The sequence below is a fragment of the Streptomyces goshikiensis genome (genome assembly GCF_014650555.1).
Classification (GTDB): Bacteria; Actinomycetota; Actinomycetes; order Streptomycetales; family Streptomycetaceae; genus Streptomyces; species Streptomyces goshikiensis.
In genome coordinates this window covers 650769-665261 of sequence record NZ_BMVE01000001.1, presented here as the reverse complement: position 1 = coordinate 665261, position 14493 = coordinate 650769, and the positions used below count along the sequence as shown (strand labels likewise).

Annotated in this window: 9 protein-coding genes; 3 read left to right on the top strand and 6 right to left on the bottom strand. The window is 72.6% G+C overall.

Going from position 1 to position 14493, the window contains the following annotated elements:
• The first annotated feature begins 61 nt into the window (after positions 1 to 61).
• Entirely contained in the window at positions 62 to 2617 is a 2556-nt protein-coding gene (locus IE248_RS02985; RefSeq protein ID WP_037798093.1) for a SpoIIE family protein phosphatase, read from the top strand.
• An 89-nt stretch (positions 2618 to 2706) separates the two neighbouring features.
• Here IE248_RS02985 and IE248_RS02980 read toward each other — a convergent pair whose 3' ends face one another.
• From IE248_RS02980 to IE248_RS02955, 6 genes are all read right to left on the bottom strand, one after another.
• Positions 2707 to 3417: a PspA/IM30 family protein gene (locus tag IE248_RS02980; protein ID WP_073795195.1), complete on the bottom strand. Its 711-nt coding sequence runs from the start codon at positions 3415 to 3417 to the stop codon at positions 2707 to 2709.
• Between the two features lie 50 nt (positions 3418 to 3467).
• Complete coding sequence (locus tag IE248_RS02975; protein WP_190029890.1) at positions 3468 to 5570, bottom strand: TPM domain-containing protein; 2103 nt, start codon at positions 5568 to 5570, stop codon at positions 3468 to 3470.
• A gap of 100 nt (positions 5571 to 5670) precedes the next feature.
• A complete protein-coding gene (locus tag IE248_RS02970) occupies positions 5671 to 6444 on the bottom strand; it encodes a succinate dehydrogenase/fumarate reductase iron-sulfur subunit (RefSeq protein ID WP_037798095.1) in 774 nt (257 codons plus the stop codon).
• Positions 6441 to 8339: a fumarate reductase/succinate dehydrogenase flavoprotein subunit gene (locus tag IE248_RS02965; protein ID WP_073795197.1), complete on the bottom strand. Its 1899-nt coding sequence runs from the start codon at positions 8337 to 8339 to the stop codon at positions 6441 to 6443. The genes IE248_RS02970 and IE248_RS02965 overlap by 4 nt, the downstream gene beginning before the upstream one ends.
• Position 8340: 1 nt before the next feature.
• Positions 8341 to 9162, bottom strand: coding sequence for a succinate dehydrogenase subunit SdhC (sdhC, locus tag IE248_RS02960; RefSeq protein ID WP_190029889.1), 822 nt, complete (start codon positions 9160 to 9162; stop codon positions 8341 to 8343).
• Positions 9163 to 9213: 51 nt separating this feature from the next.
• On the bottom strand, positions 9214 to 9441 hold the full coding sequence (locus IE248_RS02955; RefSeq protein ID WP_190029888.1) for an Rv0250c family protein: 228 nt from the start codon (positions 9439 to 9441) through the stop codon (positions 9214 to 9216).
• A 370-nt stretch (positions 9442 to 9811) separates the two neighbouring features.
• Between IE248_RS02955 and IE248_RS02950 the strand changes: the two genes are divergently transcribed.
• Both IE248_RS02950 and typA read left to right on the top strand, forming a co-directional pair.
• On the top strand, positions 9812 to 12187 hold the full coding sequence (locus IE248_RS02950) for an ABC transporter family substrate-binding protein (RefSeq protein WP_190029887.1): 2376 nt from the start codon (positions 9812 to 9814) through the stop codon (positions 12185 to 12187).
• A gap of 330 nt (positions 12188 to 12517) precedes the next feature.
• Positions 12518 to 14422: a translational GTPase TypA gene (gene typA / locus IE248_RS02945; protein WP_008737269.1), complete on the top strand. Its 1905-nt coding sequence runs from the start codon at positions 12518 to 12520 to the stop codon at positions 14420 to 14422.
• Positions 14423 to 14493 lie beyond the last annotated feature (71 nt).

The following is a 14493-nucleotide window of genomic DNA, read 5'->3' as shown; positions in this document are numbered from 1 at the left end:
GAGCGAGATACCTGCGCAGGCACATCAGGCCCGAGTGCCCGAGGAGTCATGGCACGACTCCATGTGGCACAGCAGCCCGCCTGGCTCGATATATGACTACATAAAGGTCGCGTCGTTCTCGATCGGTCCGGACGGGCTCGTCGACCAGTGGAGCCTGCGCGCCGAGGAGCTGTTCGGCCTCACCGCGGCCCAGACGGTCGGCCGCGATCCGGTCGAGGCCTTCATGCCGCCGGAACTGCGCGCCGGCGGGCACCGAAAGGTGGCCGAGATCCTCGACGGCAAGGAATGGACGGGTCTCGTCCCGTTCCGGATCCCCGGCGGCGACGGTGCGCACGGGGTGGCCGAGATCTATGTGATGCCGACCAGGGCGGAGACCGGTGAGCGAGCCGCGCTGTGCGTCGTCGTCGACGTACGCGCGCTGCGGCGGATCGAATCCGATCTCGCCGCCTCGCAGGCCATATTCGGCCAATCTCCTTTCGGATTCCTCCTCTTCGGTACGGACCTCACCGTGCAGCGCGCCAACCGCCGTTTCGCGACCGTGTTCGGCGGCGACGCCGAGGAGCACCGCGGCCGCACCGTCCACGACTACCTCCCCGCCCACGAGGCCGACCGGATGTCCGACGCCCTGCGCCGGGTGCTGGAGACCGGGGAGTCCGTCACCGATCTGCGGATCACCGGCGCCGCCCCGGGCAGCCGGGACAACCGCCACTGGTCCATCAACCTCTACCGGGTGCACGGCGGCTCCGGCCGCCCCATCGGCGTCGCCGGTCTCGGCACCGACGTCACCCGGCGCCACCTCGCCGCCCGCGAGGCCGCCGGGGTACGGCGCAACCTCGCCCTCCTCAACGAGGCCGGGCACCGGATCGGGAACTCCCTCGACCTGGAGACCACCGCCCGGGAACTCCTCGACGTCACCGTCCCCGGCTTCTGCGACCTGGCCTCCGTCGACCTGTACCAAGGGCTGCTGCTCGGCGACGACGACCGGCCCGCCCGGCCGCAGGGCCCGGGGCTGCCGTCGCTGCCCGGACAGGGGGCCGGGCGGGCCCCGTCCGCGCCGCTGCGGCGGGTCGCCTTCGCCTCGGCGGTGTCGGACGCGCCGCTGTCGGGTCCCGGCGCGCTGGTCTCCGTAGGGGAGGTACACCGCTACCCGGCCGCCTCGCCCGGAGCGCTCGCGCTGCGGACGGCGCAGCCCCGGCTGCTGGTGTCCGGCGGGGCGGACGACCTCGTGCAGTCCACGCTCGTGGTGCCGCTCGTGGCGCACGACACCGTGGTCGGACTCGCCCAGTTCTCCCGTACGAAGGGCAGCGAGCCCTTCGGGGAACGCGACCGGGCCGTGGCGGTGGAGCTGGCCGCGCGGGCCGCGGTCTGCATCGACAACGCGCGGCTGTACCGGCGCGAGCACGAGCGGGCGCTGATACTCCAGCGCAGCCTGCTGCCCCCGGGCGACCCGGAGGCGGCGGGACTGGACATCGCCTGCCGCTACCTGCCGGGCAACGCGGCGACCGAGGTCGGCGGCGACTGGTTCGACGTCATCGAGCTGCCGGGGCACCGGACGGCGCTGGTCGTCGGGGACGTCATGGGCCGCGGACTGCGGGCGGCGGTGGCCATGGGCGAACTGCGCACGGCCGTAAGGACGCTCGCGCTGCTGGACCTCGAACCGGCGGAGGTGCTGAGCGCGCTGGACGAGATCGCCCGGGGGCTCGGCGCGCCCGGCGGCTCCCAGCAGGCCTCGCGGGCGGCGCTGCACTCACGGGACGCGGACCGCTCGGAGGTCTACCTCGCCACCTGCGTGTACGCCGTCTACGACCCGGTGACGCGCCGCTGCACGATCGCCAACGCCGGCCACATGCCGCCGGTGCTGGTCGAACCCCCGGAACCGGGAGGCGCGCCGCGGCCGGGGCTGCTGCTGGAGGTGCCGACGGGAATGCCGCTGGGCGTGGGCGGGGAGCCGTTCGAGGAGGTGGAGGTCGACCTCCCCGAGGGCGCGCTGCTGGCGCTGTACACGGACGGGCTGGTCGAGTCGCGGGACCACCCGCTGGAGGAGGGCCTGCGGGGCCTGCGGGAGGCCCTGGCCGATCCGGTGCGGCCGCTGGAGGACGTCTGCGACCACGTACTGAACACGCTCGACACGCGGCACGGGGAGGACGACATCGCACTGCTGATGGCACGGGTGCAGGGGCTGCCGGTGGACGCGGTGGGGGACTGGCAGCTGCCGAGGGAGGCCCGGTCGGTGGGGCGCGCGCGGGAACTGGCGCGCGCGAAGCTGCCGGCCTGGGGGCTGGAGGGGCTGCTGGACACCACCGAACTGCTGGTCAGCGAGCTGGTGACGAACGCGCTGCGGTACGGGGAAGGGGAGATCCGGCTGCGGTTGCTGCTGGACCGGACGCTGGTGTGCGAGGTGTGGGACGCGAACCTGGTGCAGCCCCGGCGGCGGCGGGCGCGGGACACCGACGAGGGCGGGCGGGGGCTCCAGCTGGTCGGGATGCTGTCGGCGGGCTGGGGCACGCGGCGGACCCACCGGGGGAAGACGGTGTGGTTCGAACTCCCGCTGCCGGGGGCTGACGGGGAGTCCGTCTCGGAGCTGTCGGCGGAGCAACTGCTGAGCATGTACGGCTGACCGGCCCCTCCGGGGGCGTGTCGGCGCCGCCCGTGCCGGGGGCGCCGCGGCCCCCGGACCCCGGCCCTCCGACCGCCGGACGGGCCGGATCAGCGGGACTTGAGGGCCGCCAGGCGGGCTTCGATCTCCGAGGACGTGCCGAGGTCGTCCAGGGCCTCGAACTGGGCGTCCAGGGAGGAGGCCGCCAGTTCCTGCTTGCCCAGGGCCTTGGCCTCCTCCCGGCGGACCTTGTCCTCGAAGCGGGCCAGGTCGCTCGTCGGGTCCATCACGTCGATGTTCTTCACCGCGTCCATCATCGTGTTCTGCGCCTGCGCCGTCTTCGCCCGCGCGACCAGCTCGTCGCGCTTCGCCTTCAGTTCCGTCAGCTTGTTCCGCATCGAATCCAGCCCGGACTTCAGCTTGTCCACGACCTCCGTCTGCGCCGCGATCGTCGGCTCCGCCGTCTTCGCCTCCTTCTCCGACTGGAGCTGGCGGCCCAGCGCGACCTTCGCGAGGCCGTCGAACGTGTCGGCGTCCCCCGCCGCCCCGGACGCCCGCAGCTCGTCCGCCTTGCGGCTCGCCGCGAGCGCCTTGCGGCCCCACTCCGCGGCCGCGTCCACGTCCTCCGTGTGGTCCGCCTCCAGCATCCGCAGGTTGCCGATGGTCGTCGCGACCGCCGTCTCCGCCTCCGTGATGTTGTTCGTGTAGTCGCGGATCAGCTGGTCCAGCATCTTCTGCGGATCCTCCGCCTGGTCCAGCAGGGCGTTGATGTTGGCCTTCGCCAGCTGGGTGACGCGGCCGAGGACGGTCTGCTTGCTCATGATCCTGATCTCCTTGGGTGAAGGGGTGCGGCGCATCGGTCGCGGCCGCCTCAGAAGCGGCCGCCGCCGCCCATCCGGCCGCGCGTGCCGCCGCCGCCGAAGGAGCCCGGGCCGGGTCCGCCGCCCCCGCCGAAACCGCCGCCGCCGAAGCCCCCGCCGCCGAAGCCGCCCCGGCCACCGCCGCCCCCGCCGCGCAGGATCTCGCCGAGGATGATCCCGCCGAGCACCGCGCCGCCCATCCCGCCGCCCTGCCGCCGGCCGCCACCGCCGGCGTAGGGGTCCTGGTAGCCCCGTACGTCCTGTTCCGCCAGCTGCTGCGCCTGCCGCGCCAGCGCGTCCGCCTGCTGGGCCTCGGCGAGGGCCGCCGCCGGATCCGAGTCCGTCAGGGTCAGCGACCGCTCCAGGTGGCGCTGCGCCTCCGCGAGCCGGGTCCGGGCCTGGCTGCCGACCGCGCCCCGGCTGGTGGTGACGTAGTCCGCCGCCGCGCCGATCGCGCTGCGGGCCGTCAGCAGCGCCTGGTCCAGCAGCGCCACCGCCCGCCGGCGCCCCGATTCGCGCTCGCGCGCCCCCGCCAGGGCCTCGTCGAGGGCCGCGTCCGCCTCCTCGGTGCGCCGCAGTGCGTCGATCGGGTCGTAGCGGCCGCCCGCCCGCTCCCGCCGTACGTCGGCCAGGACCGCCTCCGCCCGGCCGATCCGGCCGCGCAGGTCCGCCGTGGAGACCCCCTCCGCGGTGCCGCTCAGCAGGCCGCGCGCGTCCGCGAGGTCCGTCTCCGTCTCGGTGAGGGCGCCGTCCAGCTTCCCGGCCGCCTCCGCGAGTTCCTGCGCCCGCCGCTCCACCGCGTCGACCAGGGTCGCCACCTGGTCCACCGCGCCCTCGGCGGCCCGTACGTGCACGGCCGCCCTGCCGTTGTCCCCGGCGTCGATCGCGACCCGCGCCTCGCCGAGGTTGGTCGTCGCGAACAGCAGCCGGGCCTTGGCCTGTTCGGCGTTGGAGGCCACCGGGGCCGAGGCCGAGTCCGCGTACCGGCCGGCGAGGGCGGTCAGGGTGGCCTCCGCCGTCGTCGTACGGCCGGCCAGCTCGCTGAAGTGCGCCTCCACGGTGGCCAGCGCCGCCGGGGCGTTCTTCTCCAGGTCACGCAGCCGGTCGAAGTCCGCCGACTCGGCGTCGAGCCGCCGGTTCGCCTCCGTACAGCGGGCCACGATCTCGTCCAGCATCCGCCGCCGGGTCGCGTCGTCCTCCGGGTAGGCGTCGTCGAGCTGCTGGCGCAGCCGGAAGGCCTGGGTGAGCTCGCTCTTGGCGTGCTCCAGGGCGGCGGTGAAGGTGCCGACCGCCTCGTCGCCGAACTGGGCCGAGGCGAAGCCGAGTTCCTCGGTGCTGGTGCGGACCGCGTCGTCGGTGTCCACGAGCAACGCCTTGGCCTTGGAGTCGAGTTCCGGCAGCGGCAGGGCGGTCGTGGTGGCCGGCTGCGCGCCCCAGCCGGTGGTGCCCCTCGCAGCGGCTCCGGTCTTGCGCCGGCGCCGGGTGTACGCGAACGCCCCGACGGCGCCTGCCGCGCCCACGACGACCACCGGGAGCACGAAGTCCCCGGCCCCGCTCTGGCCGCCCGCCCCGCCGCCCGGGTCCGCCTCGCCCGGGGTGATCTTCGGGACGGGTACGGGCTGCCCGCCGAGCACCGCGTCGTAGCCGTTCGCCGCGCCGATCGCGGCGCCCGCCCAGTCGTTCTGCCGCAGGGCGGGCTCGATGGCGGTACGGGCCACCGCCGCGAGCTGCTCCTCGGTGAACCCGGAGTCCGCGTCGGCCGAATAGGCGTACTGCCGGGCCCCGGTCGCCACCGCGAGCAGTACGTCGTCCTGGCCGAGGCCGTTCTTCTGCGCGGTGGCGTCGGCCCAGCTCTGGGCGGAGCGGCCGGAGAAGTCGTTCACGTAGGTGACGAAGAGCTGGATCTTCCGGTCCGCGTACAGCTTGTCGAGCGCGGCCACGACGGCCGGCCGCCGGTCGCCGAGGGCGCCGACGCGGTCGGTGATCTGGCCCTGCGCGGACAGGGTGACGGGGTCGTCCGCCCGGGCCGACGGCGCCCCGGCCACCCCCCACCCGCCGAACGCGAGCAGCGCGGCGGCGAGGGCGGACAGCGTCCTGCTACTCGGCGGGGTCACATTTGGGAGATTATGGGCGCTTCCCCGCCCCCGCACCCGGAGTGGCCCCGACCGGGCGGGTGCGGGGCGGGGCCACCGCCGCCGGGAACGGCCGGGGTCGCTACGGGGCGGTCCGGCGCCGGATCTTGTTCCCGAGCCACACCAGCGGGTCGTACGCGCGGTCCACGGCCCGCTCCTTCAGCGGGATCAGCGCGTTGTCGGTGATCTTGATGCCCTCGGGGCAGACCTCCGTACAGCACTTGGTGATGTTGCAGAGGCCGAGCCCGTGGTCCTCCTGGGCGGCGCGCTTGCGGTCCAGGCCCGCCTCCTGCGCCGCGTCCAGCGGGTGCATGTCCAGTTCGGCCACCCGCATCAGGAAGCGCGGTCCCGCGAACGCGGGCTTGTTCTCCTCGTGGTCCCGCACCACATGGCAGGTGTCCTGGCACAGGAAGCACTCGATGCACTTGCGGAACTCCTGCGAGCGCTCCACGTCCTCCTGCCGCATCCGGTACGCGCCCGGCGCCACCCCCTGCGGCGGCACGAAGGCCGGCACCTCCCGCGCCTTGCGGTAGTTGAACGACACGTCCGTCACCAGGTCCCGGATCACCGGGAAGGCCCGCAGCGGGGTGACGCTGATCGTCTCCTCCCGGGTGAAGGTCGACATCCGGGTCATGCACATCAGCCGCGGCCGCCCGTTGACCTCCGCGCTGCACGAGCCGCACTTGCCGGCCTTGCAGTTCCAGCGGACCGCCAGGTCCGGGACCTGGGTCGCCTGGAGCCGGTGGACGATGTCCAGGACCACCTCGCCGTCGTGCACCTCGACGGTGAAGTCCCGCAGCTCGCCGCCCTCCGTGTCGCCCCGCCAGATCCGGAAGCGGGCGTCGTAGGTAGTCACTCGTAGAGCTCCTCTTCGGCGAGGTACTTGACCAGCTCGTCCTTCTCGAACAGCGCGAGCAGGTCGGGGCGGATGGGTTCGGTACGGGTGCGGACGAGGGCGATCCGGCCGGCCGCCGGATCGGCGGGCGCCGGGTCCACCGGGCGGCACAGCAGGTTCACCGGCCGCCAGTCCCGCTCCATCGAGGGGCAGTCCTCGCGGGTGTGCCCGCCGCGGCTCTCGGTGCGTTCCAGGGCCGCGCGGGCCACGCACTCGCTGACCAGCAGCATGTTCCGCAGGTCCAGGGCGAGGTGCCAGCCCGGGTTGAACTGCCGGTGCCCCTCGACGCCGGCCCGGGCCGCCCGTACCCGCAGGGCGGCGAGCCTCTCCAGGGCCTCGGCCATCTCGCCCGCGCGGCGGATGATGCCGACCAGGTCGTTCATGGTCGTCTGGAGCTCCTGGTGGAGCGTGTACGGGTTCTCCGCGCCCTCGTCGGCGTGGAACGGGGCCAGCGCCTCCGCGGCGGCGGCCTCGATCTCCGCCTGCGACACTGCGGGGCGGCCGGCGGAGGCGGCGTACCCGGCCGCGTGCAGCCCGGCGCGGCGCCCGAAGACCAGCAGGTCGGAGAGGGAGTTCCCGCCGAGCCGGTTCGAGCCGTGCATGCCGCCCGCGACCTCGCCCGCCGCGAAGAGCCCGGGGACCCCGACGGTGGCGGCGCTGTCCGAGTCGACCGCGATGCCGCCCATCACGTAGTGGCAGGTCGGGCCCACCTCCATCGCCTCGGCGGTGATGTCCACGTCCGCCAGCTCCTTGAACTGGTGGTACATCGACGGCAGCCGCCGGCGGATCCGCTCCGCGGGCATCCGCGTCGACACGTCCAGGAACACCCCGCCGTGCGGGGAGCCGCGGCCCGCCTTGACCTCGGAGTTGATGGCCCGGGCCACCTCGTCGCGGGGGAGCAGCTCGGGCGGGCGCCGGTTGTGGTCCGGGTCCTCGTACCAGCGGTCGCCCTCCTCCTCGGACTCCGCGTACTTCTCCTTGAAGACGTCCGGGACGTAATCGAACATGAACCGCTTGCCCTCGCTGTTGCGCAGCACCCCGCCGTCGCCGCGCACCGACTCGGTGACGAGGATCCCCTTGACCGAGGGCGGCCAGACCATGCCGGTGGGGTGGAACTGCACGAACTCCATGTTCAGCAGGGGAGCCCCCGCGAGCAGGGCCAGCGCGTGGCCGTCGCCGGTGTACTCCCAGGAGTTCGAGGTGGTCTTGAAGGACTTGCCGATGCCGCCGGTGGCCAGCACCACCGCCGGGGCCTCCAGGACGAAGAACCGGCCGGACTCGCGCTCGTAGCAGAAGGCCCCCGAGACCCTCGGCCCTTCCTTCAGGACCCTGGTGACCGTGCACTCCTGGAAGACCTTGAGCCGGGCCTCGTGGTCCCCGTACTCCTTGAAGTCCTCCTGCTGGAGCTGGACGATCTTCTGCTGGAGGGTGCGGATCAGCTCCAGGCCGGTCCGGTCGCCCACGTGTGCGAGGCGCGGGTACTCGTGTCCGCCGAAGTTGCGCTGGGAGATCCTCCCGTCGGGCGTGCGGTCGAAGAGCGCGCCCCAGGTCTCCAGCTCCCAGACCCGGTCCGGGGCCTCCTTCGCGTGCAGCTCGGCCATCCTCCACTGATTGAGGAACTTGCCCCCGCGCATGGTGTCGCGGAAGTGCACCTGCCAGTTGTCGCCCTCGTTGACGTTGCCCATGGAGGCGGCGATCCCGCCCTCCGCCATCACGGTGTGGGCCTTGCCGAACAGGGACTTGCAGATCACGGCCGTACGGGCGCCCCGCTCGCGGGCCTCGATCGCGGCCCGCAGTCCGGCGCCTCCCGCGCCGACCACGACCACGTCCCACTGCTGCCGGTCGACTTGAACCATGTCAGAAGATCCTCGGGTCGGTGAAGGTGCCGCTGGCCAGCAGGTACACGTAGAAGTCGCACAGGGCCACGCTGATCAGGGAGGACCAGGCCAGCAGCATGTGGCGGGCGTTGAGCCGGCTGACCCACCCCCACAGCCGGTAGCGCACCGGGTGCTTGGAGAAGTGCTTCAGGCGGCCGCCCATGATGTGCCGGCAGGAGTGGCAGGACAGCGTGTACGCCCAGATCAGCGTGATGTTGACCAGGAACAGCAGGGTTCCGAGGCCCATGTGGCCCCACGCGTAGTCGCCGTCGCGGAAGGTCAGCACGGTGTCGTACGTGAGGATGCCCGCGACGGGCACCGCCGCGTAGAAGAAGTACCGGTGCGCGTTCTGCAGGACCAGCGGGAAGCGGGTCTCGCCGCTGTACGCGGCGTGCGGCTCGGCGACGGCGCAGGCGGGCGGCGAGGCCCAGAAGCCCCGGTAGTACGCCTTGCGGTAGTAGTAGCAGGTCAGCCGGAAGCCGAGCGGGAAGACCAGGATCAGCAGGGCGGGGGACAGGCCCCACCAGCTGCCGAACAGGTCCAGGTTCGGGCCGCTGCGCATCTCCCGGCAGTTCTCCGCGAGACACGGGGAGTAGAACGGCGAGACGTACGGGGCGGCGTAGTAGTCGGCGTTCGCGAAGGCCCGCCACGTCGAGTAGACGATGAACGCGAGCAGCCCGGCCGCGGTGCCGGCGGGGGCCAGCCACCACCGGTCGGTCCGCAGGTGCCGGGCCGCGATCGCGGCGCGGGTGGGGCCGTGGACGCCGGTCGGCTGCCGGGATGGTTCCGTACCTGTGGCCAAAGGGAACTCCGGGTGGAGTGATGAAGGGTGACCGGGGGCGTGCGGACCGGATCAGGGCGCCCGGCGGTTCCGGGCACCGAGACCCTCGTCGTCGGTGTCCGTCCACAGCGAGCTGTCGTACGGGGTGTCGGGGATGGTCACCATCCCCGACGGGTCCGGGGGCGCGGATCCGCCGCCCGCCGGGGGCCGGTGCGCGGCCTGCCGCTCCAGCTGCTCCACCTTGCGGGTGAGCTCGTCCAGGTTCCGCCGTACGGCGGTCAAATCGTCTTGCAGGGACATGACTTGCCCTCACTTCCGCGGGGTGCGGTGGCAACGCTCATGTGCGCCTGAGAGTGTCGCGCCTCCCGTCCCCGGTTGTGAAGGGACGTGCGGCGATTGCGGGCGCGCAGGCGCGATCCGTGCGCCCCTGCCCGCCCCCTTCCCCTCCCCTTCCCGGTGGTCCGCACCCGCGTCCGGCGCCGCGGCCGCAAGCCGGATTGGTCCGCACGGGTGGGGTTGGCGGCGTGGCGCGGGCCCGCTGCGGGAGGTCCGGCGGGCGGTGGATTTCAGTGGGTTCCGGCACCCAGTGTGATCAGCTCCATATACCGCCAAACGTGATCAAGCCGCCTGAGCCCCCGCTTCCCCACGCCCCGCCCCGGAGGTACCACCCATGTCCCAGAGAAGGCGCAGGTCCTTGGCGTTCCTGACCTCGGGAGTCCTCGCACTGCCGCTGCTCGCGGGCTGCGGCGCGGGTGACGAGGAGGGCGGTCCCGTCGCCGCCGGACAGGACATCGCGATGACCTCCCGCGACAGGGTCGCCGACGGCGGGGTCGTGCGCTGGGCCGTGGACACCCTCCCCGACACCCTGAACACCTTCCAGGCCGATGCGGACGCCACCACCGCCCGGATCGCCGGGGCGGTGCTGCCGCAGCTCTTCGTCATGGACGCCAAGGGCCAGCCGGTGGCCAATCCGGACTACCTGGAAAAGGCCGAGATCGTCGCACGCGAGCCCAAGCAGGTCGTCCTGTACAAGCTCAACCAGCAGGCGGTGTGGAGCGACGGCCGGGAGATCGGAGCCGCCGACTTCGTCGCCCAGTGGCGGGCCCTGAACGGCAAGGACTCGGCCTACTGGACGGCCCGCAACGCCGGGTACGAGCGGATCGAGAAGATCGAGCGCGGCAAGACGGACCTGGAGGTCAAGGTCACCTTCGCCAAGCCGTACACCGACTGGCGCTCCCTGTTCACGCCGCTCTACCCGAAGCAGGTCACGGGCACCCCGGATGCCTTCAACGAGGGGGCCCGCGGCGCCCTCAAGGTCACCGCCGGAGCCTTCAACCTCGGCGCCGTCGACAAGAAGACCGCGACCGTCGCCCTGACCCGCAACGCGCGCTGGTGGGGCCGGCCCGCCAAGCTGGACACCCTGGTGCTGACGGCGGTGCCCCGGGCGGAGCGGCCGGCCGCGCTGGCCGCCGGCAAGCTCGACATGGCGGAGATCGACCGCACCGGCGCAGACCGGATCGCGCTGGCCCACCGGGACGCGAAGGCCGCCAAGGGGGCCGAGGGGGCCGGCGGAGCCCCGGCGCACGGGCCCGGGGCCTCGGTGACCGCCGCGCAGGCCACGATGTCCTGGGCGATCGCCTACGGCGCGGACGAGAGCAAGGCCAAGGAGGAGCAGGCCAGCCGGGCCGCGAACGCCGAGGCCGCCAAGAAGTACGCCGAGGAGCAGAACGCCCTGCGCACCTTCGCGGTCCGCAAGTCCCTGGAGCCGGCCTACACCCAGCTCGCCATGAACGGCGCCTCGGGGCCGCTGGCCGACGAGCGGGTCCGGCGGGCCGTGGCCCGGGCCCTGGACCGCAAGGCGCTGGCGGAGATCGTCCTGAAGCCGCTGGGCCTGCCCGCCAAGCCCGTCGGCAGCCACCTGGCCCTGGCCGGGCAGCCGGCGTACGCCGACAACAGCGACGCCCTCGGCGGCCAGGACACCCAGGCGGCCCAGGCACTGCTCGCCGACGCGGGCTGGAGGCGGGGCGGGAAGATCACCGAGCCGGCGGGCGCGAAGGCCGGCCCCGAGGCGAGCTCCGAGGACGACGGGAAGACCCCGGCCGGGCCGGGCACGGGGAACGACGGCCTGTACGTCGTCGGCCAGGACGACGAGCGCAACGGCGACGAGCGGGGCGGGGACGAGCGGGCCGGGGACGAGCAGGGCGGGGCCGGGAACCCGCAGGACGCCCGGCCCGCCGCCGGTCCCGGACTGTCCCCGGCGCTCACGGTCACCCCGCTCGCCGCCCAGCAGCAGGCCTCGCTGCTCGCCCAGGCCGACGTGGCCCGGGCGGCCGCCGGCCCGGACGCGGCGCGGGACACCGCCACCACCGACACCGACGCCAAGGGCGCCCCGGTCCGCGAGGGCGACGGGGCCGGGCAGGGGAAGGCCTCGGCGGCGCCCGCCCCGGCCAAGCAGGCCCGTACCTCCGGCAGCATGCTGGCCAAGGACGGCAAGGCGCTCAGCCTGCGCTTCGTCCTCCCCTCGGGCCCCGGCTCGGAGTCGCTGCGCGCGGTCGGCGAGCGCATCGCCCAGATGCTCCAGAAGGTCGGCATCCAGGCCGAGCTGAAGAAGGTCGCCGACGAGAGCTTCTTCAAGGACCACATCGCCTCGGGCCAGTACGACCTGGCGCTCTACTCCTGGCCCGCGACCGCCTACCCGGCCACCGACGCGCGGCCGATCTTCGCCAAGCCGGAGCCGGCCGCCGACGGCTCGCTCCTCGTCGAACAGAACTACACCCGGGTCGGCACCGACCACATCGACCAGCTGTTCGACCAGGCCCTCGGCGAGCTGGACGAGGGGGCCTCCCGCGATCTGATCCGCAAGGCGGACGCCCGGATCTGGGCCGCCGCCGGATCCATCCCGCTCTACCAGCGTCCCGAGCTCGTGGCGGTCAAGCCCAGCCTGGTCAACGCGGGTGCCTTCGGCCTCGGCGCCCCCCGTTTCCAGGACATCGGCTGGAAGAAGTCCCCGGCCGCCACGGAGAAGAACGCCAAGGAGAAGAAGTAGTGACAAAGAGGTGCCAGTCAGGTTGACCCGCGGGTCACAAGCTCAGATGTGACTCAATTCCCTTGCCCGCCGGACACCCCGGCGGGCAAGGTCGTGCATACCCGTTGACCCGCGTGTTTTCCCTTAGTTTCACCGCTCCACCGATGCCCGGGACCCCCCACCCCAGACCCGGTCCTCCTCAGTCATCCGGCCTCTTGACAGACCCCCCGGCGGGCAGTTCCCGCCACGCGACGTACGATGGGGTAAGGCCGTGGCAGGTTTTCCGCCCGGTCGAGGCGCGCGTGCCGGACCGTACGCGACGCCATCCACGATCCCGGGAGAAGCGCCGAAGTGCCCACGCGCCACGACATCCGTAACGTCGCCATCGTCGCCCACGTCGACCATGGCAAGACGACCATCGTCGATGCCATGCTCAAGCAGGCCGGTGCCTTCGCCGCCCACCAGCACCTCGACGACCGCATGATGGACTCGAACGACCTGGAGCGTGAGAAGGGCATCACGATCCTCGCCAAGAACACGGCGGTGAAGTATCACCCCAAGGACGGCGGGGCCCCGATCACGATCAACATCATCGACACCCCCGGCCACGCCGACTTCGGTGGTGAGGTCGAGCGCGGTCTGTCGATGGTGGACGCCGTAGTCCTGCTGGTGGACGCCTCCGAGGGTCCGCTGCCCCAGACCCGCTTCGTCCTGCGCAAGGCCCTGCAGGCGAACATGCCGGTCATCCTCTGCATCAACAAGACGGACCGCCCGGACTCCCGGATCGACGAGGTCGTCAACGACACGTACGACCTGTTCCTGGACCTGGACGCCACCGAGGAGCAGATCGAGTTCCCGATCGTCTACGCCTGTGGCCGTGACGGCGTCGCCTCGCTGACCAAGCCCGAGGACGGCACCGTCCCCGCGGACAGCGACAGCCTGGAGCCGTTCTTCTCCACCATCCTGGAGCACGTCCCCGCCCCGGTGTACGACGACGAGGCGCCCCTCCAGGCCCACGTCACCAACCTGGACGCCGACAACTTCCTCGGCCGCATCGCCCTGGTCCGCGTCGAGCAGGGTGAGCTCCGCAAGGGCCAGACCGTCGCGTGGATCAAGCGTGACGGCACGATCTCCAACGTCCGCATCACCGAGCTGATGATGACCGAGGCGCTCACCCGCAAGCCGGCCGAGGTGGCCGGCCCGGGTGACATCTGCGCGGTCGCCGGTTTCCCCGACATCATGATCGGTGAGACCCTGGCCGACCCGGAGAACCCGATCGCGCTCCCGCTGATCTCGGTCGACGAGCCGGCGATCTCCATGACCATCGGTACGAACACCTCCCCGATGGTCGGCCGCGGCGGCAGCGGCAAGGGCGCGGACGCCAAGTCCGCGGTCAAGGACCGCAAGGTCACCGCCCGCCAGGTCAAGGACCGTCTGGACCGCGAGCTGATCGGTAACGTCTCGCTCCGCGTCCTCGACACCGAGCGCCCGGACGCCTGGGAGGTCCAGGGCCGAGGTGAGCTCGCGCTCGCCATCCTGGTCGAGCAGATGCGCCGCGAGGGCTTCGAGCTCACCATCGGCAAGCCGCAGGTGGTCACGCAGGAGATCGACGGCAAGACCCACGAGCCGGTCGAGCGCATGACGGTCGACGTCCCCGAGGAGCACATGGGCGCGGTCACGCAGCTCATGGGCGTCCGCAAGGGCCGCATGGACAACATGTCGAACCACGGCTCCGGCTGGGTCCGCATGGAGTTCGTCGTCCCGTCGCGCGGCCTCATCGGCTTCCGTACGGAGTTCCTGACGAACACCCGCGGTACGGGTATCGCCCACTCGATCCACGAGGGCCACGAGCCGTGGTTCGGCCAGCTGGTGACCCGTAACAACGGTTCGCTGGTCGCCGACCGCGCCGGTTCGGTCACGCCGTTCGCGATGATCAACCTGCAGGAGCGCGGCGTCCTGTTCACCGAGCCCGGCACCGAGGTGTACGAGGGCATGATCGTCGGCGAGAACTCGCGCTCCGACGACATGGACGTGAACATCACCAAGGAGAAGAAGCTCACCAACATGCGTGCGGCTTCCGCGGACAACACCGAGAACGTGGTGCCGCCCCGCAAGCTCTCCCTGGAGCAGTCCCTGGAGTTCTGCCGCGACGACGAGTGCGTCGAGGTGACCCCGGAGGCCGTCCGCATCCGCAAGGTCGTCCTGGACCAGAAGGAGCGCTCGCGCACCGCGTCGCGCGCCAAGTCCGGTAAGTAGTACCGGGGTTCCCCAGGCGGCGCCTGGGGACCGCCCGTAGTCCGGCTGACGAACAGCCCCTCCCGTCACAA

Excerpts from the sequence above, each read along its gene's own strand:
- IE248_RS02980 (WP_073795195.1), bottom strand. The coding sequence starts at position 3,417 with ATGAGCAAGCAGACCGTCCTCGGCCGCGTCACCCAGCTGGCGAAGGCC.
- IE248_RS02955 (WP_190029888.1), bottom strand. The coding sequence starts at position 9,441 with ATGTCCCTGCAAGACGATTTGACCGCCGTACGGCGGAACCTGGACGAG.
- IE248_RS02985 (WP_037798093.1), top strand. The coding sequence starts at position 62 with ATGTGGCACAGCAGCCCGCCTGGCTCGATATATGACTACATAAAGGTC.
- IE248_RS02965 (WP_073795197.1), bottom strand. The coding sequence starts at position 8,339 with ATGGTTCAAGTCGACCGGCAGCAGTGGGACGTGGTCGTGGTCGGCGCG.
- IE248_RS02950 (WP_190029887.1), top strand. The coding sequence starts at position 9,812 with ATGTCCCAGAGAAGGCGCAGGTCCTTGGCGTTCCTGACCTCGGGAGTC.